Origin of the sequence: Flavobacterium movens (assembly GCF_039581425.1) — a bacterium.
Classification (GTDB): domain Bacteria; phylum Bacteroidota; class Bacteroidia; order Flavobacteriales; family Flavobacteriaceae; genus Flavobacterium; species Flavobacterium luteolum.
In genome coordinates this window covers 160253-182508 of record NZ_JBCPXY010000010.1, presented here as the reverse complement: position 1 = coordinate 182508, position 22256 = coordinate 160253, and the positions used below count along the sequence as shown (strand labels likewise).

The 22256-nt window shown below is 35.7% G+C and carries 12 protein-coding genes; 9 read left to right on the top strand and 3 right to left on the bottom strand.

Annotated features, from left to right (window positions below; translation table 11 throughout):
- Positions 1–30: 30 nt before the first annotated feature.
- Positions 31–1020, bottom strand: coding sequence for a biotin synthase BioB (bioB, locus tag AAYQ05_RS17695; RefSeq protein ID WP_343544714.1), 990 nt, complete (start codon positions 1018–1020; stop codon positions 31–33).
- A 233-nt stretch (positions 1021–1253) separates the two neighbouring features.
- On the opposite strand from bioB, the gene AAYQ05_RS17690 reads away from it, so the two are divergent.
- Positions 1254–2036, top strand: coding sequence for an SDR family oxidoreductase (locus tag AAYQ05_RS17690; RefSeq protein ID WP_343544713.1), 783 nt, complete (start codon positions 1254–1256; stop codon positions 2034–2036).
- Between the two features lie 59 nt (positions 2037–2095).
- Here AAYQ05_RS17690 and AAYQ05_RS17685 read toward each other — a convergent pair whose 3' ends face one another.
- Positions 2096–2566 (bottom strand): Lrp/AsnC family transcriptional regulator, encoded by a 471-nt coding sequence (locus AAYQ05_RS17685; RefSeq protein WP_343544712.1) that lies wholly within the window; start codon positions 2564–2566, stop codon positions 2096–2098.
- Positions 2567–2756: 190 nt separating this feature from the next.
- Here AAYQ05_RS17685 and AAYQ05_RS17680 point away from each other — a divergent pair, with 190 nt between their 5' ends.
- The 8 genes from AAYQ05_RS17680 to AAYQ05_RS17645 all read left to right on the top strand — a co-directional run bounded on the left by AAYQ05_RS17680 (position 2757) and on the right by AAYQ05_RS17645 (position 19962).
- The gene (locus AAYQ05_RS17680) at positions 2757–3572 is read left to right on the top strand and encodes a DUF1338 domain-containing protein (RefSeq protein WP_343544710.1); all 816 of its coding nucleotides are present in this window, start codon (positions 2757–2759) and stop codon (positions 3570–3572) included.
- Between the two features lie 39 nt (positions 3573–3611).
- Positions 3612–5165 carry an L-piperidine-6-carboxylate dehydrogenase gene (gene amaB / locus AAYQ05_RS17675; RefSeq protein ID WP_343544709.1) on the top strand — a complete coding sequence of 518 codons (1554 nt, stop codon included), beginning with the start codon at positions 3612–3614 and terminating at the stop codon, positions 5163–5165.
- Between the two features lie 176 nt (positions 5166–5341).
- Complete coding sequence (locus AAYQ05_RS17670) at positions 5342–8464, top strand: SusC/RagA family TonB-linked outer membrane protein (protein ID WP_343544708.1); 3123 nt, start codon at positions 5342–5344, stop codon at positions 8462–8464.
- A gap of 22 nt (positions 8465–8486) precedes the next feature.
- Positions 8487–9986, top strand: a complete 1500-nt coding sequence (locus AAYQ05_RS17665) for a RagB/SusD family nutrient uptake outer membrane protein (RefSeq protein ID WP_343544707.1) — start codon at positions 8487–8489, stop codon at positions 9984–9986.
- 139 nt (positions 9987–10125) lie between these two features.
- Entirely contained in the window at positions 10126–12132 is a 2007-nt protein-coding gene (locus tag AAYQ05_RS17660) for an MGH1-like glycoside hydrolase domain-containing protein (protein WP_343544706.1), read from the top strand.
- Positions 12133–12322: 190 nt separating this feature from the next.
- Positions 12323–14458, top strand: coding sequence for a beta-galactosidase (locus AAYQ05_RS17655; RefSeq protein ID WP_343544705.1), 2136 nt, complete (start codon positions 12323–12325; stop codon positions 14456–14458).
- A 127-nt stretch (positions 14459–14585) separates the two neighbouring features.
- Positions 14586–16883, top strand: coding sequence for an aminotransferase class III-fold pyridoxal phosphate-dependent enzyme (locus tag AAYQ05_RS17650; protein ID WP_343544704.1), 2298 nt, complete (start codon positions 14586–14588; stop codon positions 16881–16883).
- A gap of 151 nt (positions 16884–17034) precedes the next feature.
- Positions 17035–19962: an FAD-binding and (Fe-S)-binding domain-containing protein gene (locus AAYQ05_RS17645; RefSeq protein ID WP_343544703.1), complete on the top strand. Its 2928-nt coding sequence runs from the start codon at positions 17035–17037 to the stop codon at positions 19960–19962.
- 253 nt (positions 19963–20215) lie between these two features.
- On the opposite strand, the gene AAYQ05_RS17640 is transcribed toward AAYQ05_RS17645, so the two are convergent.
- Entirely contained in the window at positions 20216–22225 is a 2010-nt protein-coding gene (locus AAYQ05_RS17640; RefSeq protein WP_343544702.1) for a hypothetical protein, read from the bottom strand.
- Positions 22226–22256: the final 31 nt, after the last annotated feature.

Genomic DNA, 22256 nt, shown 5'->3' with positions numbered 1-22256 from the left:
ATTTTTTTTGTCAGATATTATAGCTGCTTTTTAAATCACAGAACAAGCACTTTTGTTTTCTTTAACCAAAGGCTTAAGTCCAAGATTTTGAAACATCTGCATGTCTTCAGATAATCCTGGATTTGGCGTAACCAATAAAGTTTCGCGTTCTCCTGTAAAAATAGAATTGGCACCAGCCATAAAACACCAAGCTTGTTCTTCTTCGGTCATTTCGATACGTCCAGCGCTCAAACGAACAATAGATGCAGGCATCACAATACGCGCTGTAGCTATCATTCGAACCATATCCCAAATAGGCACTTTCGGATTGTTTTCTAACGGAGTTCCTTTTACTCTTGCCAAGGCATTTACAGGAACAGATTCAGGATGAACAGGCATTGTTGCCAAAGTTAGCAGCATAGAAACTCTATCACCATTAGATTCTCCAAGGCCAATTATTCCGCCCGAACAAACCGTGATTCCTGCTTTTCTCACGTTATTAATAGTATCCAAACGTTGGTCAAACTTACGCGTGCTGATTATTTCATCGTAATAACTTTCAGAAGTATCCAAATTATGGTTATAAGCATACAGACCCGCTTCTTGAAGACGAATGGCTTGCTCTTCTGTAAGCATTCCCAAAGTACAGCAAACTTCCAAACCAAGATCGTTTACACCTTTTACCATTTCGATAACACGATCAAAATCTTTGTTGTCACGCACTTCACGCCAAGCGGCCGCCATACAAAAACGAGAAGAACCGCCGTCTTTTGCTTTTTGCGCATGTTCTAATACTTTTTCTGTTGGAAGTAGTGCTTGAACTTTAATATCTGTATGATAACGTGCTGCTTGTCCGCAATACGAACAATCTTCTGGACAACCGCCTGTTTTTACAGAAAGCAACGTACAAACCTGTATTTCTGAAGGTTTATGAAACTCTCGATGTACGGTTGCAGCCTGATAAACCAATTCTAATAAAGGCTGATCGTAAATAGCTTGAATTTCTTCTTTTTTCCAGTCGTGTCTTATTTGCGTGTTCATTTATTTTGATATGCTTTAATGATTTTTGGTCAAATGTATTGTTTTGCTGTATCATCAAAATGTACCACTTTTTATATTTTGAGTAGTCCGGTTACTAATTCTAGATTTAACGTCTTTAAGATTGAGCCAATTTATTTTTTCTTAAAAGAATCGGCATAATGGTCTACTTATACCTAAAAAATTTTGAGGTTACGAGGTTTTTTTTCTAATATAGTATTCTAATTGCAAACCAAATGAATAAGATATTAGTTACTGGCGGAAATGGACATCTAGGAAAATATATTGTTGATATATTATTAGAAAAAGGTTTCAAAACAGCTGTATTAACAACTCAAGCAAATAATTGTGTTCAAAATAACTTAGAGTTTTTTACAGGAGATTTGTTTGAAAATTTTGGTTTGAAAGAAGCAGCAGCTGGAGCAGAAATCGTTATTCACTGTGCAAGTAATCCTAGAGACTTTCAGCAAACTGATATAGAAGGCACCAAAAATTTACTGCAAGCAGTAGATAGAAACTCAATCAAACACTTCATTTATATTTCTATTGTCGGAATTGATAAAAGCGATTATCCTTATTACCAAGGAAAATTGGAAGTTGAAAATAGTATCGCAAATAGTGGCATTCCTTTTACAATCCTTAGAACTACACAATTTCATGATTTTGTGCTTACTATGATAAAGGCATTAGAGAGTCAAAGTGTAGAATGTGATGTAATGACAATTCCATCTGGGCTGAGGTTCCAATCTGTAGCTGTACAAGAAGTCGCTGCATTATTAGCCTCTCTTGCATTCGAATCTCCAAAAGGTTTAATGCGAGATTTTGGAGGTCCAAAGGTGCTTCATTTAGAAGAAATGATTCAAACTTACTTCGAAGTAATTCAGAGCAATAAAAATCTCGCATTAAAAGAGCCAGAAGATATTCGCCATAGATTATTTACTACAGGAATAAATCTGTGTCCAGAAAATAATAGTGGTAAACAGACTTGGGAAGAATATCTAATTAATATCATAAACTAGAGTAAGTTTACATTTATCTACATAAGATAGCTTTATACCATTATGCTAGAGTTTTGTAGTTATACTGGCAGATTTTTCTCAAAAGCAGAACCAAAAGAGAAAAACGAATCGGTGCTTCCAACGCCTTCAATCTGATGCACTTGTTCGTATAAAATTTTACGAAGCTCTTCATTATTTGCAGCGACAATTTTTATGAACAAAGCATATTTTCCCGATACCCAATGACACTCTATCACTTCGGGAATTGCTTTTAGCTTTTCGGCGATTGAGTAAGAAAAGTGAGCTTCTTTAGTAACAATTCCTGTATAGGTAATAGTTTCAAAACCAAGTTCTTTCGGATTTAATTTTACAGTAAAGCTATTAATTACTCCTGCGTCTTGGAGTTTTTTAACCCTTAGATGTACCAGCGAATTAGAAATATTTAATTCTTTAGCCAGATCAGAAAATGGTATTCTCGCATTTTCGCTAAGTTTTTGTATGATTTCTCGATCTAAATAGTCAGTATTTTCATTCTTCTTGACCTTTGCCATAAGTAGTTTTTAATTGATGATTCTATTATTTTGACAATTCTTCTGTTAAAAATGGTTTTTAAAGTGTCAAAATTACAAAAAATAACATAACAAATGTCTAATTATAAATAATCGTGTTATTATACTGTTATTATAACAGTTATATGTATAGATTTGTGTCATAATAACACTATTTTAACATAACTACAAAATGAATAAAGATCAACTACTTACAAAGCTATGGGAGCAATATGTTGAAATTACTCCGTCAGCATTAAAAATTCATGAACTTCTGGAAGACAAGGGAGAAGAAATTAAAAATGATCATATCGCGATTCGTACTTTCAATGATAAGCGTGTGAATATCGAAGTATTAGAGAAACCATTTCTAAATGTGGGTTATGAGGCAAAAGGAGAGTATTATTTTGACACTAAAAAACTCTTTGCTAAACATTATGAGCACGCAACCGATAAAGACGCACCAAGAATTTTTATTTCTGAACTAGAATTGGAAAAATGTTCTGCTGACTTGCAGACTACAGTGGAAAATTTATTAAACAACTGCGATCAAAATGTTTTTAATAATCCAGAATTGGTTTTAAGTGGATCTGTTTGGAATGGAAATTCACAAGCGGTTTATAAATCATTATTGGAAGAGTCTGAATATGCAGCTTGGATGTATGTTTATGGTTTTAGAGCCAATCATTTTACAATCAATACCAATGCTTTAAAAGGATTTAAAACCTTAGAAGAATTGAATAATTTCTTAGAATCTAGCGGATGGGAATTGAATGCATCTGGAGGAAAAATTAAAGGAACTCCAGAACAGCTATTGGAACAATCAAGCACTTTAGCAGATTTGTACAATGTAGATTTTGAAGAAGGAACATTAAAAGTGCCATCATGTTATTATGAATTTGCATTGCGTTATCCGATGTCAAACGGAGAATTGTATCAAGGATTTGTGGCATCATCAGCAGATAAGATATTTGAAAGTACTGATGTAAAGCTTCAAAAAACGCTCTAACATTCATTTAATAGAAAAAGCACAATTAAAAAGTTCATAATGGCAATCGAAGAATTAGAAATTACAATAAAAGAAGCTTTAAAAGAATTAAATATAAAGGACATTAACGAAGGAACTTCAACAGGATTGAATAATTTTTCTAATGGAGAAATCTTAGAAAGCTATTCGCCTGTAGATGGAAAATTGATTGCAAAAATAAAGACATCTACTCCCGTAGATTATGAAAAAGCAATGGAATCGGCAACAGCTGCTTTCAAACAATTCAGATTAATGCCAGCTCCGCAGCGTGGAGAAATTGTACGTCAATTTGGAGAAAAATTGCGCAAAAATAAAGAAGCTTTAGGCAAACTGGTTTCTTATGAAATGGGTAAATCCTTGCAGGAAGGTTATGGCGAAGTACAGGAAATGATAGATATCTGTGATTTTGCGGTTGGACTTTCGCGTCAGCTTCACGGATTAACGATGCATTCAGAAAGACCAGGACATAGAATGTATGAGCAGTACCATTCTCTAGGAGTTGTGGGAATCATTTCGGCATTTAACTTTCCAGTGGCTGTTTGGGCTTGGAATACAGCTTTGGCTTGGGTTTGCGGCGATGTTTGCGTTTGGAAACCATCTGAAAAAACACCACTATGCGCAGTTGCCTGTCAAAATATTATAGCAGAAGTTATAAAAGAAAATAATTTGCCTGAAGGAATTTCGTGTTTAATTACGGGAGATTATAAAATAGGCGAATTGTTAACCAATGATAAACGTATTCCGTTAATCTCGGCTACAGGTTCTACTCGAATGGGTAAAATTGTGGCGCAGGTAGTCGCAGGACGTTTTGGAAAATCATTATTGGAATTAGGTGGCAACAATGCCATTATTGTCACGCCAGATGCAGATATTAAGATGACCGTTATTGGTGCCGTTTTTGGTGCTGTTGGTACAGCAGGACAAAGATGCACTTCTACCAGACGTTTGATTATTCATGAAAGCATTTATGAAAAAGTTAAAGAAGCTCTGATTTCTGCTTATGGACAATTGCGTATCGGAAATCCTTTAGACGAAAAAAATCATGTTGGTCCTCTTATCGACAAGCAAGCAGTTGAATTGTACAATGATGCTTTGAAAAAAGTGGTAGAGCAAGGAGGTAAAATTCTGGTTGAAGGTGGAGTGCTTTCTGGTGATGGATATGAAAGTGGCTGTTACGTAAAACCTGCAATTGCGGAGGCTGATAATTCTTTTGAAATTGTACAGCACGAAACTTTTGCTCCTGTTTTATACTTATTAAAATATTCGGGCACTGTTGAAGCGGCAATTGAAATACAAAATGGTGTAATGCAAGGATTGTCTTCTGCAATTATGACCAACAATCTAAGAGAAGCCGAATTATTTCTATCGGTAACAGGTTCTGATTGCGGTATTGCAAATGTAAATATAGGAACATCTGGAGCTGAAATTGGTGGGGCTTTTGGCGGTGAGAAAGAAACTGGTGGTGGCCGTGAATCTGGATCTGATGCCTGGAAAATTTACATGAGAAGGCAAACCAATACAATCAATTATACTACAAGTCTTCCGTTGGCTCAAGGAATAAAATTTGACTTGTAGAACCTATTTAGGTTAGCTAAAGCTTAGCAAAAAACATCAATTAGAATACTGCATTTTGTTTGGTAATGTTTTAAAGCATTGTCAAACAAGATGTATATACATGCAATACAAAAACTAAATATTAAAAATTAAAAAAAAAGAAACCTAAAAATTTACTAACTAAAACCATTACCAAGATGAACAGAAAACTAATTAGGGTAATTTATTTTATTCCTCTGCTGTTATGCTTGTGGCTGCCAAACATCAGTTTTGCACAAGCACAAAAAACAATTTCAGGAAAAGTGACGGATGACAAAAATAATACGCTGCCTGGGGTAAGTATTTCGATCAAAGATTCTAAATACAATGCTGGGACAGATATTGATGGAAATTACACCTTAGTGTATCCATCGACGTTGGAGAATCCGATTATTGTTTTTTCTTATGTAGGATTTATATCCATAAGTGAGAGCATAAACAATCGTTCAGAATTTAATGTATCTATGCAGGAAGAAACCAATAAATTGAATGAAGTAGTTATTATTGGTTATGGTTCTCAAAAGAAAAGTAATGTTACGGGAGCTATTTCTACAGTTAAGAAAGAAAGCCTAGAAACTCGTGCGACAACAAGTCCATCAGAAGCTCTTCAAGGATTAGTTGCCGGAGTAAATGTGCAAAAAAGCGGTGGTGTTGCAGGTGCTTCAGTAAGCGTGAAAATTCGTGGTGTAAATACCTTTGGAGCAACAGAACCACTTTATATCATTGACGGTTTTCAGGGATCTATTAATACGATAAACCCAACCAATATAGAATCGATGGAGGTTCTTAAAGACGGTGCCGCAGCTGCAATTTACGGATCTGTCGCTGCTAATGGTGTAATTATCGTAACGACTAAAAATGGACAAAAAGAAGGCGTAAAAGTAGATTTCAGTTCTTTTTTAAGCATTACAAATCCATCAAAAACATTAGATATGTTAGATGCTGATGGTTATCGTACTGTCAACAAAAGAATGTATGATGAGTACAATAAATATGCAACTTCACCAAAACCTCTTCCAGCTTATATTACAGCACCATCAGATGTAAATACAGATTGGCAGGACGAAGTTTTCCGTTCTGGTTTTACACAAAACTATGGCTTAGGAATTCAGGGAAGACAAGGAGATTTTAAATTTGCACTTTATGGTAATTTTGTGAAGCAAAAAGGTATTGTAATAGATAACGAATTTGGTCAGCAAACTGGTAGTGCGAGAGTTAGTTTTAAAAAATCAATTTTTGATATCGATGCAAAAATGGCGTACATGGGAACGCAAAATGCATTGCCAAATTTTCAGCTAAAAGAAGTATATACGATGGCTCCTTTGGTTCCTGTTTATGATGAAAATGAAGAATACGGTTACGGACTAGCGAATAAAAATGGTTTGCCAGCAGGAACCAATCCAGTTGCCGAAGAGCATTTTAGAAAAAGCAATGACATCGGACAGGACATAACGGCAAATATTGCTGCAACTGCAAACATTGCTCCATGGTTAAAATACAAACTGGCTTATTCTTACCGTGTAAAGAATAATCAGCAGACTGCACACTTTCCGCCGTATATTGCAAATCCAAAAGAAGTGCATCTTTATCCAATGCAGACAGAGTTGAGAACAACTTGGAATGAACAGATATTAGATAATATTATCACAATCGATAAAACCTTCGGAAAACATGTTTTTGGTTTAATGTTGGGTAATACTTTTAACAGTCAAGCATCAAACTGGAATCAGGTTAGTGTTGAAGGAAAAACAACTGATTATACTGTAGAAAACGGACAATTGGTTTCTATCGACCGTCCTTCAGGATTTCTTGACCCTGGTTTTGAAACCATTGGCGCAGGAAGAGGAGGAACCTATTCTGCTGATGGTTCAAAATTCCAATACAACAGAGTATCTTTTTTTAGCAGGTTAAATTATTCCTATAATGATCGTTACTTACTTCAGGTGACAGTTAGAAAAGATGGTTCTTCTAAATTTGGAGAAGACAGCCGTTGGGGAACTTTCCCATCTATTGCTTTAGGATGGAAAATCGAACAGGAAGATTTCTTTCCAAAAGATATGATTCTTTCTACTTTAAAATTACGTGCCAGCTGGGGACAATTGGGTAACGAAGCTGCTTTAGGATATTATTCTGCAAATACATTGATCAAAACAGGAAATTTTTTAGGCAACGGTTATGTTCAGGGTATAGGAAGCAATCCTTGGCCAGGAAGTATTGCAACAGCATTAGAAAATAGAAACCTGCAATGGGAAACTACAGATTCTAAAAATATTGGTATCGATTATACGCTTTTAAAAGGAAAAATTAGCGGTTCGATGAACTACTATCATAATGTAACAGACAATTTGTTGATTACAAAAAAACTGGCTCCATCTGCAGGAATTGATGATCCAGTTCTTAACGTAGGTAAAATTAGCAACAGCGGATTTGAATTTGAAGTAAATTACCGCGATCAGGTTAATGAGTTTAAATACAACGCAGGGTTGAATCTTACGACGCTTAAAAATAGAGTAGAAGAATTAGCTAATGACGGACAGACTATTTATGGAGAAGGATTAAAATACGGAGATGAGCACTTTCCAACTCAGGCTCGTGTAGGAAGCCCAATTAGCGGATTCTATTTATACAAAACAGATGGTATTTTCCAATCAGCTGAAGAAGTAGCAGCTCACAATAAAAATGGTGTTTTATTACAGCCAAATGCACAGCCTGGAGATATTCGCTTTAAAGATTTGAACGGAGATGGCGTTATAGATGAAAAAGATAAAGCTTATGCAGGAACAGGATTACCAAAACTGGAAGTAAACCTTAGTTTAGGAGCTAGTTATAAAGGATTTGACTTCTCTGCTTTGATAGGAAGTGGCTGGGGCAATAAATTATACAACGGAAACAGATATTTTTATGAGTCTATGAATGCAGGAACCAATATGTTGGCTTCTACATTAAACTCATGGACGCCAGAAAACCACAGTAATATTCCGCGTGCCGTATTGCAGGATCCAAACGGAAACAGCCGTGAATCAGACCGTTTTCTTGAAAGCGGTGATTTTATCAGAATGCGTCAGTTGCAATTTGGATATACTATTCCAAACAAAATGTTAGGCAAAGCAAAAATCGACAAACTTAGATTTTACATCAGCGCAGAAAACTTGTTTACAATCACCAATTATTCAGGGATTGATCCAGAATTTTCACGTGACAAAGTAATTGACACAGGTGTAGACCGTTTTGTTTTTCCATTTACAAGATCATTTGTTTCTGGAGTTCAGTATATATTTTAATTCTACTTAATACGACATTATCATGAAAAAGATATTTTTAATATTATCCGCTATAGGTTTATTCACTTTTACAAGCTGTGATGACTATTTGGATCAACAATCTCCAGATGAACTTACATCAGATAATTTCTGGAGAAATAAAGCTGATGCCGAATCGGCTTTGGCGTCAACTTATTCACAATTAGAATGCGCTGTTGACGAATGGGCTTTCGCTGAAGTAAAATGGCCGGTCGAAGCGTATCGTGAAGACATAAACGAATTAGGAAGCGATGCATTGAACTACCAAAACTGGGTTGAACTTTCGACTTTTACCTACACAAACGGAAACAGCCAGTTTACTAGTTATTGGAGAATTAACTATAGAGGAATTAGTAATGCCAATCAGGTTATTGATAAATTGCCACAGGTTCCTGCATCAAAAATAAGCGATGAAGACCGCAAGCAAATTGAGGCAGAAGCTCGTTTTTTACGTGCATATTACCACATGAAGCTGATTCTAAATTGGGATCAGATCTATATCAGAAATAAATATGTTACAAAAGAAAGTGATCTAAACATTCCGTTGTCAAGTCGTGCAGAAGCTTGGGATTTTATTACAAGCGAATTTAAAGCTGTAGCTGCTATTTTGCCTGCAAAACAATCTGCAGATAAAACAGGACGTGCAACAAGCGGAGCAGCAAATAGTTATTTAGGATTTGCGTATTTGACAAGATCTTATGAAGAAACAGCTCAAAAACAAGCTTTCCTGAATGAAGCGCTTACGGCATTTAGCAAAGTGCAAGGATATGAGCTGGTAAAAGATTATGTTTCTATGTTTGACGGAACAATGAAAAACACTAAAGAATCGATTTTTGAACTTCAGTTTTCAGAAACTACAGCAAACGGAGCGTTCTACCGCAATGCACTTCACTACTGGATGGCAGCGGCTGAGCTTGGCGGATGGGATGAAATTCTTCCAAGTCCAATGCTTGTAAATGAATTCAAAAAAGAAGGAAAAATTGCGACAACAGGAAACTATGATTCACGTTTTTACAGCACAATTTTCTTCAAAGATCCATATTTTAATGATGCTAATAATCCATTAGTATTAGGAACAACATACGATGATAAATTTGGAGATACAGAAAAACCAGTATATCGTAAATTTATTCCAAGCACACAGGAAAAAATGGATCAGGAATTTACAGCAATTAATATTCCTTTAATGCGATATTCAAATGTATTGTTGATGCAGGCTGAAGCTTTAAATGAATTGGGTCGTCCAGCAGAAGCGATTCCGTATATCAATAAAGTTCGCGCTAGAGCAGATATGCCAGCAATGACAGGAACAAGTGGTGCTGAGGTAAAAGCGCAAATCGAACACGAAAGAATTTTAGAATTCCCTCTTGAAAATTTCCGTTTTTACGATTTACGCCGTTGGGGAAAAACAAAACAAGCTCTTGATGCAGTTGGACGCACAGGTTTCGACGCAGCAAAGAATAACTTTTACCCAATTCCATTGACAGAATTGCAAACGAATTAATTCTCTCAAAATGATTTAAATATTTAAAAAGAATAGCCTATATTTCTTGGCTATTCTTTTTATCTAAAGATATTGGTCTGCTCAGTAAAATGGGTTGACCTATAGCTATATAACAACACAACACAAAAAATGACACAACATGAGCAAAAAGAAAATACTTTTTATTCTTTCATCCCTCTTTCTAATACAATCAGGTTGGTCTCAAAAAAGCTTTCCAAACTTAGAATTTGCTAAAAATAGCATTAATTATAAAGGAAATCCGACAAACGCAACCGACAGAAAACCATTGGCGTTCTCTGATAAAGGAGCTTGGTTTGCATTTGGATTTTTAGAAGGTTCAAATGTTCAAGCAGGATTTTCAGGACCTTTTTTGATGACAGAACAAAACGGAGTTTGGATAAGTCCATCATTTGTTTCGCTTGAGCTAAAAGACGAAAACAAGCAAGATATCATCAACTGGAAAAATTCATTGGTTGCGCAAAACAGTTTCAATAGCCATTTAGAACAGCAGTTTAAAAATGAGAAATTAGAAGTAAAACAGCAATTGGTGTTTTTATCAGGCCATTCGGCTTTGCAAAAAACAAGCATTACAAATAAAAGCACAAAATCAATCACTATTTTTCCTTCTTATAATGCGTCTCTTTTTTTAGATGATTTACAATTGTCTAATGAAAAAAACACTTTAAAAATTGTTTCTACAAAAAGCACTGCTGTAGGATATATTCAGTTTTTAAAATCAAATCCTGAATTTGAAATTACCAAACAGGGATTCAAAGCACAGACAGAAAAATTGGTTTTAAAACCAAATGAAACCAAAGAAATTATTGTTTCTCAAAGTTTTATTTTTCCACAGTATTCTTGGAAAACAGAAAATGAAACAATACAAAAAACGGTATTTACTACACTGTTAAACAACACACAAAAAGAAAAAGAAAAACTATTGGCAGAGTTAATTGCCAAAAAGAAAAACATTTACAAAGATCAAATCTATTCAGATTTTGCAGCAAAATTGGTGCTGACTTTACAAAACAACACGAGAATTGCTGCTGAAGGATTAAAACACGGAGGTCTTTTCCCGAGTTATAATTACGAGTGGTTTCACGGTTTTTGGGCTTGGGACAGCTGGAAACATGCCGTTGCAGTAGCTAATTATGATACCGAATTAGCCAAAAATCAAATGCGTGCTTTGTTCGATTATCAGGATCCAAATGGTTTTATTCCAGATTGTATTTACAGAAATAATCTTCTTGAAGAAAACAATTACAGAAATACAAAAGCACCACTTGCAGCTTGGGCAATCTGGAAGATTTATGAAAAAACGAAAGATGCTGATTTCATAAAAGAGTTTTATCCAAAGCTTAAATTATATCACAATTGGTGGTACAAAGAACGCGATCATGATCAGGATGGTTTATGCGAATTTGGCTCAACAGATGGCACTGTAATCGCCGCAAAATGGGAAAGCGGAATGGATAATGCTGTTCGTTTTGATGATAGCAAAATCTTGAAAAACGGCGAAAAAGCGTATTCGTTAGATCAGGAAAGTGTTGATTTAAATTCGTTTTTATTTGCAGAGAAAAATTATCTCAGCAAAATGGCGACAGTTTTAAAATTAAGTGAAGAAGCAAAAAAATGGATAGACGAAAGTGATGCATTAAAGCAGAAAATTCAAAAGCAATTTTGGGATGAAGCGACAGGCTGGTTTTATGACACGACAATTGACGGCAAAACATTGATAAAAGCGATGGGATGCGAAGGATATTGTCCGATTTGGGCAGAAGTTGCTACTGCAGAACAAGTCAAATCTGCAAAAAACAATATGATTGATCCAGCTAGCCTGAACACTTTTGTGCCTTTGCCAACATTGGCAGCAAATCATCCGAAATTTAAGCCTGATAACGGATATTGGAGAGGACCAATTTGGCTTGATCAAAGTTATTTTGGCATCAACGGATTAGAAAAATACGGTTACACAAAAGAAGCAAATGAACTGGCGCATAAACTGATGCATAATGCCGAAGGTGCTTTGGATAAAGGCACTACCATAAGAGAAAACTATCAGCCATTAAACGGAAAAGGATTAGAAGCGTTTAACTTCAGCTGGTCGGCTTCACATTATTTAATGCTACTTTTAGAAGATAAATAGTAAAAGCCAAGATTTAAACACATAGAAACATAGATCAATAGATTTATAATTGGAACGTTAAAAGGCGGTTTCACTTTTCTAAGTAAACATAGCTATGTGTTAGAAACTAGTTTCTTTCATTTATCTTTTTTAGAAATAAAACAATGTCTCTATGTGTTTAATTTAAATTAATAAATAACAACAACTAACTATGTTTAACCACAATATATCTTTCACAAAAATAATAGCAGCAGGCTTGTTTATTGCAGGCTGCGATTCAACGCCTGTTTTTGCTCAAAATAAGAAAAACTCAGTTGCAGAAAATAAAGATCCGCAGCGATTTTTCTCCAAACCTGATTTAATGCAGATTGGAGTTTATTATTATCCTGAGCAATGGCCAAGAGAACAATGGGAACGTGATTTAAAAAACATTAAAAAACTAGGTTTTGAGTTTACGCACTTTGCTGAATTTGCGTGGACTTTTATGGAACCAGAAGAAGGAAAATACGATTTCAAATGGTTGGATGATGCATTGGCAATTGCTGAGAAACAAGGTTTGAAAGTAATCATGTGCACACCAACGCCAACGCCACCAGCATGGATGGGAGAAAAATATCCTGAAATTTATTTGGTTGATGCAAGCGGACGAAGAAGAGAACATGGTAACAGAGCCAATCAATCTGTGTCAAATGAAAAATACAGAGAATTTGTAGCTAAAATTGTTACCGAATTAGGAAAAAGATACGGTAATAATAAAAACGTTATAGGCTGGCAGGTTGATAACGAACCAGGAGCGCCAGACGATTTTAGTCCATCGGCACAAAAAGGATTTCAGAAATGGTTGAAAGCGAAGTATGGAACAATCGAAAAATTAAATGCGGAATGGGTTACGAGTTTTTGGAGCATCAGATACAATAATTTTGAACAGATTGCGATACCAAATGCAGAGATTTATTTTGAAGATAAATTAAGTCCGCATGCTATTTTAGATTTTAAAAGATTTACAGCAGATTCTCAAGCAGAATATTTGAATCTGCAGGCAGAAGTGCTTCGAAAGTATATCGATCCTAAACAATGGATTACTACAAATTATACCAACGTTGTTTACGGCGCTGATCCGAGAAGAACAGATAAAATGGATTTTGCGACCTATACCATGTATCCTGTAAGCGGAAGAAATCAATTAGGAGGACAAAATTTCAGAATGGGACATCCTAATAAAATTTCGGAAGCCAATGATTATTACAGGTCTATAAATGGTGTTACTGGAGTAATGGAAATGCAGCCAGGACAAGTAAATTGGGCAAGCATTAATCCGCAATTATTGCCAGGAACTGTCCACATGTGGATTTCTCAGGCTTTTGGCGGAGGCTGTTCTTTTACTTGTACGTATAGATATAGACATCCGCTTGGAAGCAGCGAAATGTATCACGATGGAATTGTTGGAACTGATGGCGTGACTTTAACTACTGGAGGAAAAGAGTTTGTTCAATCAATCGAAGACATGAAACTGCTTCGTAAAGAATACAATCCGAAAGCAGTTATTCCGCAAGAAATTGCAAAAAGGAAAACAGGATTTTTGTGGAGTCATGAGAATCTATGGGATCTAGAAAATCAGAAACAAACAGAATTCTGGAGTACTTGGAGACATAGAAATAGCTATACTTCAGCAGTAAAATCAACGGGTGCACCAATGGATTTTATTACAGAAGAAAGCGATTTTTCGGCTTATCCGTTTATTGTTGCTCCAGCGTATCAATTAGTTGATCAGAAACTGGTAGACAAATGGACGAAATATGTTGAAAATGGCGGAAATTTAATTCTTTCATGCCGTACAGGACAGAAAGATAAAAATGGTCATTTCTTCGAAGCAAATTGGAGCGGACCAATTGTACCTTTAATCGGTGCAGATGTTGAGTTTTTTGATATGTTGGTTGAAGATGTAAACGGAACCATAACTGCAGGAAACAATACCTATAAGTGGAGTGTTTGGGCTGATGTTTTAAATCCGAAACAAGGAACTGAAGTTTTAGCTTCTTATGCCGATCAGTTTTACAAAGGCAAAGCGGCTGCGATTACGAGAAAATTAGGAAAAGGAACCGTTACTTATATTGGAGCTGAAAGTAAAGATGGGAATCTGGAGAGACAAGTGGTAAGAACGGTATATGAACGTGCAAAAGTTGCTATTCAAGATTTGCCAAAAGGGGTTTATGTAGAATGGCGTGATGGTTTTTATGTGGGTGTAAATTATACAAATGAAACGATAAACTTGCCAATTCCTGCTGGAAGTAAAATATTAGTTGGAAAAAATCCATTAGAACCAGCTCAAGCTGTTATTTGGAAATAGAATAGAATAAAGTTTGCCACGAATTGCACGAATTTACACGAATTAAGAGAAAACATTTAAAAAAATTAGTGAAAATTGGTGTAATTCGTGGCTAAAAAAAAAAGAAAAAACAATTTAATTGAATACAATGACTTTTTCAGAAACAGTTATTCAGGACTTAGTAAAAGAACATTACGGTTTAAATGTAACCGTAAAAGCATTAAATGGATATGATGAATTGAATTTTCTTTTATCTGATGATAAGAATGAAAAGTACATTCTAAAAGTATCAAATGAGAGCCATTCATTTCCATTTTTAGAAGCGCAGGCTGCCATTATGAGGCATCTTGCCAAAAGTGATATTTCTGATTGTTTTCAGCATTTCTGTCTAAATACAAAAGGAGAGGAGCTGACTCAGATTATAACAGATTCGCAAATCTATTATATTCGAATTCTCAACTTTCTGGAAGGCATTTTTTGGGTGGATGAAAAGAACAAAAACAGTCAACTGCATTACAATTTAGGTTCGTTTTTAGGTAATATGGATGCTGACCTGGCGAATTTTTCTCATCCGGCAATGCATCGCAATTATACGTGGGATATTAGCCACGCAAGCGAAGCTGGAGATAATTTAAAGTATATTTTAAATCACGAAAGAAGACGTATAGCTGGATATTTTTTATTGCAGTTTGATACAGAAGTATTACCGCAGTTGCACCGACTGAGACACGCTTATATTCACAATGACGCCAACGATTACAATGTTTTGGTAAAAGACAATCGCATTAGCGGATTGATCGATTTTGGAGACATGGTATATACCGCTTTAATCAACAATCTAGCGATTGCTTGTGTTTATGCGATGCTTGATGAAGAAGATCCGTTGGCTGTAGCAACAGAAATTGTCAAAGGATATCATAATTCGTATGCGCTTACCGAACAAGAATTAGATCTATTGTATTATCTCATTGCAGGAAGACTTTGCATCAGTGTGACACAATCTGCTTATAATGCATCGTTGGATAGTGACAATGAACATCATTTTGTTACTGAAAAACCAGCTTGGGATTTGTTGTACAAACTGATAAAAATAAACCCTATAAAAGCACAAGATGAATTTAGAAAAGCTTGCGGTTTTGATGGATTAATAAATAATGATGATTATTCGGAACTTCTTGAAATTAGAAAACAAAAAATAGGAAGAAATTTAAGCATTGGCTATAAAGACAAACTAAAAATTGTAAAAGGAGCTTTGCAATATTTATACGATGACAAAGGAAGAACTTTTGTTGACTGTGTAAATAATCCTTCGCATGTTGGACATTGCCATCCAGTTGTGGTTAGAAAAATGCAGAATCAAATAGCGACTTTGAATACGAATACAAGATACTTAAATGATGCTATAACCGATTATGCAGAGAAACTGACAGCAACTTTACCCGAAAAACTAAGTGTCTGCTATTTTGTAAATTCAGGAAGTGAGGCCAATGATTTGGCCATTCGTATGAGCCGTCATTTTACCAAACAAAAAGATATTATTGTACTCGATCATGCTTATCACGGAACTTCGACTGTAGCGATGGAAATGAGTCCGTATAAATTTGACAGCAAAGGCGGTTCTGGACAAATGCCTTGGATTCATAAAGCAATTAACCCAGATTTGTATCGCGGGCCTTATAAATACGGTGATGTAGAAGCTGGAGAAAAATATGCAGCAGATGTACAGCGAATTATCGAAGATTTAAAAAAAGAAGATAAAGCACCTGCCGTTTTTATTTGCGAAACCTTATTAGGAGTTGGCGGTCAAATTCCGTTGCCAGAAAACTACTTAAAGAATGTCTACGAATCTGTTCGTGCAGCAGGAGGAGTTTGTATTGCAGATGAAGTTCAGGTTGGATTTGGAAGAATTGGAGATCATTTCTGGGGATTCGAATTGCAAAATGTAGTGCCAGATATTGTTGTCTTAGGAAAACCAATTGGAAACGGGCATCCACTTGCTGCTGTAATTGTAACCGAGGAGATTGCTGAATCTTTCAATAATGGCTTGGAATACTTCAATACTTTTGGAGGAAATCCTGTTTCAATGACAACAGGATTGGCAGTTTTAGATGTTATTCAAGAAGAAGAAATGCAAAAGCATGCTCTAGAGACTGGAAATTACTTGATGGATGGATTAAAAGGTTTAATGGCTAAATATCCTATCATTAGTGATGTTCGCGGGCATGGTTTGTTTATTGGTGCAGAAATGGTAAAAGACAGAATTACCATGGAACCTGCGATTCCTGAGATTGATATTGTAGTTGAAAAACTGAAAGCCAAAGGTTATTTGTTAAGTACAGACGGACCTCTGCATAATGTTTTAAAAATAAAACCGCCAATGCCATTTAATAAACAAAATGCTGATGAAATGGTTGAGTTGCTAGATATTGCATTAAGCGAATTATAAAACCTTTCCATTAAAATAAAAAGTCTTTCGTTGCAATAGACGGAAGCTTTCATTAGTTCTACACAACGATTTAAGCAAACCAAAATTAGCGACAGCTTTTCTCTTTTATCATTTTTGGTAGAAGTGGATTTGTATACAATAAAGCAAAAAAATGAATGATAATAAACTTGTCAATTTAGAAAAGCAATTAGAAGGAAAATTATTTTACGATCATACCATGCGTCTGCTGTACGCAACAGACGCAAGCGCTTACAAAGAAATGCCTTTGGCTGTAGCTGTTCCGAAAACTAAAGAAGATATCCAAAAAATTATTGCTTTTGCAAAAGAAAACAACAGCAGTATCATTCCTCGTGCCGCTGGAACTTCACTTGCAGGGCAAGTCGTTGGAAACGGAATTGTGGTTGATATTTCGCAAGAATTTACCAAAATTATTTCGGTAAATCAGGAAGAAAAATCGGTTTGGGTAGAACCAGGAGTTATTCGTGATGAACTGAATCTTCATTTAAAACCGTATAAACTTTTTTTTGGTCCAGAGACTTCAACCAGTAATCGCTGCATGATTGGCGGAATGGTGGGAAATAATGCCTGTGGAGCAAGATCTGTTGTTTATGGATCAACCCGCGAACATGTGCTCGAAATACAAGGTTTTTTAGCAGATGGAAACGAAGTTGTTTTTGGTTCTCTGACTAATTCCGAATTTGAAGATAAATGCAATGGGATTAATGTTGTAAGTCCGCTAGAACAGGCTATTTATGTTCAAGCTAAAGAAATACTATCATCTGAACATAACCGAAATTTATTTGAAGCCAATTTTCCTAAAAAATCAATTCCGAGAAGAAATACAGGATATGCGCTAGATTTATTATCAGACAGCAGTCCGTTTGATGATTCTGCTGAAAAGTTCAATTTCTGTAAACTAATTGCAGGATCTGAGGGAACATTATTTTTTTCTACAGCAATCAAACTAAATTTGGTTGATGCCTTAAAACCTTATTCGGCTTTGGTTTGTGTGCATTTTGAAAGTATTCATGAATCTTTAAAAGCCAATATTGAAGCACTGAAGTTTAATCCGGATAGTGTAGAATTAATTGACCATTATATTCTGGAATGCACGAAAGAAAATATTGAACAAAGCAAGAATCGCTTTTTTGTAAATGGTGATCCTCAAGCTATTTTGGCGGTAGAATTTTTGAGAGATTCACAAGAAGAAATTGACAGCATTGCCAGAGGAATGGAAGCTTTAATGCGTTCTAAAAACCTTGGTTATCATTTCCCGATTGTTTATGGCGAAGACACCAATAAAGTCTGGGCATTAAGAAAAGCAGGATTAGGTTTATTGTCTAATATTCCGGGTGATGCCAAAGCAGTTGCTGTAATAGAAGATACAGCAGTTGACGTAAATGATCTGCCTGATTTTATTGAAGATTTTAATGCCATTTTAAAAGAGAGAAATCTGAACTGTGTGCATTATGCGCATGCTGCTACGGGTGAATTGCATTTGCGTCCGATCATAGATTTAAAAACTCATGAAGGAAAAGCACTTTTTAGAACTATTGCAACCGACATTGCGCATTTGGTCAAAAAGTACAAAGGCTCGTTGAGCGGAGAACATGGTGACGGAAGACTACGCGGAGAATTTATTCCGCTCATGCTGGGAAATGAAATTTATGAGTTATTTGTTCAGATAAAAAAAGTTTGGGATCCTTGGGGTGTTTTTAATCCTGGGAAAATCGTGAATACGCCTCCTATGGATACAAGTCTGCGATATACAGCAGGGCAGGAGACACCAATGCCTGAAACATATTTCGATTTCTCAGAACACAACGGAATTCTTCGCGCAGCAGAAATGTGTAACGGATCTGGCGATTGCAGAAAAACAGAAAAAAGCGGTGGTACAATGTGTCCGAGTTATATGGCTACTCGAGATGAAAAACATACCACTCGAGCACGTGCAAATATGCTCAGAGAAACCATTACAAACTCATCAAAAACCAATAAGTTTGATGATGAAAATCTGTTGGAGGTTTTGGATTTATGTTTAAGCTGTAAAGGCTGTAAGTCGGAATGTCCTTCTAATGTGGATATGGCAAAATTGAAAGCCGAAACTCTACAGCAGTATCATGATAAAAATGGAGTAAAATTTAGATCTAAACTAATTGGAAATACGCCAAAAATTAATCAGCTGTTTGCCTCAGCTCCGTGGCTGTATAATTTATCTGCTAAAGGAATTATTGGAAATTGGATTAAAAAAGGAACTGGTTTTGCCACAGAAAGACAATTGCCTTTAATGCACAAGATTACTTTTGCAAAATGGATAAAAAACTACAGTCAAATAGGGAATTTTGCAAATGGAAAGGTGTATTTGTATAATGACGAATTCCTAAATTATTATGATGTTGAAATAGGGCAGACGGCGGTAAAACTTTTGAATAAATTAGGGTATAAAGTTTTAGTTCCTAGAATTGGAATAAGCGGAAGAACCTATCTTTCTAAAGGAATGTTGAAAGAAGCGCGAGAGATTGCAGAACAGAATATTAGAATTTTTGAAACCGAAATTCCAAACGATGGTATTTTAATCGGAATTGAGCCTTCGGCAATACTTTCATTTCGTGATGAATATCCTGATTTGTGTCGTGGTGATTTGAAAGTAAAAGCAAAAAAAGTAGCAACTAAAACTTTTCTGATTGAAGAATTCTTGGCTAAAGAGTTGGATGCAGGAAAAATTACGTCAGATAGCTTTACAGACCAAAGAGAAAGAGTTCGTATGCATGGACATTGTTTTCAGAAAAGCTTATCGTCTTTAGTGCCACTTAAAAAGATACTTTCACTGCCTAAGAATTATACTGTTTTAAATATTCCAAGTGGCTGTTGCGGTATGGCAGGTTCTTTCGGTTATGAAAAAGAACATTATGATATTTCGATGAAAATTGGAGAACTGGTTTTGTTCCCTACAATTAGGGCAGAAGAAATCGCCTCTTTAATTTCTGCTTCAGGAACTAGTTGTAGACATCAAATTGCTGATGGTACAGGAAGAAAAGCGCAACATCCGGTTGAAATATTATTTGAGGCTTTGAAATAAATATCGTTGTGGATATTCGTTGTGTAGACGCACTGCGGTGCGTCTCTACAGATATACTTTGTGTATAAATTAATCTGTTTATATCTGCTAAATCTGTGAGATAAAAAAACTATATGTAGAATTATCTCTCGCAGATCTCGCAGATTTTGCAGATTTTTTTTTAAATCTGCGTGAAAACAAACTATTCTCAAAAAAAACAAACCTCCAAGTATATTTTGGAGGTTTGCATCAAAAAACAATAATTCAAAAAAAATTATAACTTAATATTTATCGTAGAACCATCTTTTATGACCTTATTCATTAAAAGTTTCTTACCGTCAGTTATTTTTAATTTTAGGTTTTTACCAGCTCTTTCGACTGTAATGTCAAAATCGTGTTCAAAGGCATAAATCTGTTTTAATTTCATAGTATTCCAAGATTTTGGAAGACGAGGTGTAAGATCAAAACTACGCAAACCTGTCGGACGAATACCAAATAATCCCTCTGTAAAAATTCGGCAATATAAACCGCTTTCAGCCGAAAGATGACGCTGATCGCCTTCTGGATAGGCTTCTACAGGATACGGAACGTGATCTCCCAATAAGCGTCGATCAGAATAGTAATGCAAGAAATCAAGCGCTTTATCTGTTTCGCCTGCAGCAAGAACTCCTCTTAAAGCATACAAAGTAGAGCGATCCCAGAATATTTTATCTCCAGCGACACTTGCAAGACCATCTTTTGTCCATAATCTAGGAGAAAATAATGCATCTATAGTTCCGTCTTTTCGATCATAAATGCCCATGGTAAGCGGTGTACAGATCCACGCTCTTAAAACATCATTTTCTTTGTAATATTTGTAGGTATCAAAGCCTTCAACTTTAGCTCCAAAGTATTTTTCAATAGCTGTTCTTAATTTTTCAGCTTCAGCTTTATATGCTTTCAGCTGTGTTTCGTTTTTCCCTAAAACCTTACCTAGATAAACAGCAGAATTTAAAGCATCATAATACAAAGAAGAAGTATTAAGATTGGCTTTTCCTGCCGGGAGACGCCCTTCAAGTTCATCAGAATCTGAAGCAACTACGCCATCAGCATTTATTTTTCTGTGACAGTATTCTAAGCACCATTCAATTAATGGCCACAATTGTTTTGCTTCGTCTGTATTTCCTCTAGAAAGCGCGTAACGAGCAGCTCCGTAAGCAATCATAGCGCCATCTCCGCGATCTCCCGCGCCTGCCCAAATATCTGTTCCTTCAGCAACAATAGAACTCGGAATCGCTTTATAATCCTTGTTCATAAATTTGGCAAATTGAAGGTAAGCATTTAAAGATGCTTGATTTCCATATTCATATCCTAAATAAGGGAAAAATGGACCAATATATTCCGCTTGATCATTTGCCCAAATGGCGGCATAATATGATTCTCCACCAGGACCGTGCATTGGACCTCCTTTGGTTTCAAAAATACTTTCTGCCGCTCTGATTTTCGCGAAAGCAAATTCGGTATTCAAAACCTGATCTGGTGTTTCCAAAATCAATTTGCTCCATATTTCGCGAATCAATTCTAAACGTTTGTTTTTTTCTTCTTCAGCATTTACAGCAGGAACTGTTTCGTTTGTTTTAACGCCTGAATAGATAACAGAAAAGCTTACAGTTTCATTTGGTTTAAGATTAAAACTTCCATTATTAATAAGATCAGCATGTAAAGTGTAACTGCCTTTAGTTCCTTTAGCTGGATCTGTGGTATAAACCGCATTCGATTTTGGAATTTCTACAATACAGTTTTTATCAGAACTGTTTTTAAGGGTATAAATTTCATTATAAACCGATAAAGCTGTAGAAGGAAAAAATTGTCTGGTAAGCTCAAGATTGTCTGTTTTACTTTTAACTAATAATGTTCCGTTAAGAGTCAGCGAGATTGTTTTTTCTGCTGGAATTGGTTTGTAATTTACGGTAACAAGATCAAAAGCATCCTGCGCAAACTGACGTGTTAAACTGGCATGGGTATTATTCGGAATGGTTCTCAGCATTGGCCAAACCAAACTGCGTGTAGCATGAAAAGAACCATCCGCTGCGACGCCATATCTCAGAACGCACGAGATTCTTTTACCGCTCATTTCGATATGATCATCATGTGGAATTGTGTTGTTTATTTGCCAAGAAATAGAACCATCAGTATTAATTTGCCAACGTTGGTCGTTTTGTGAAAATCCCGTATTTGTAATAAAGCAGAATGCCATAAGGACAAATAAGATAGATTTAAGTTTTTTTCTAGAAGATATCTTCATAGCATTTGTTTTTTTAATTGTTATCCAATGT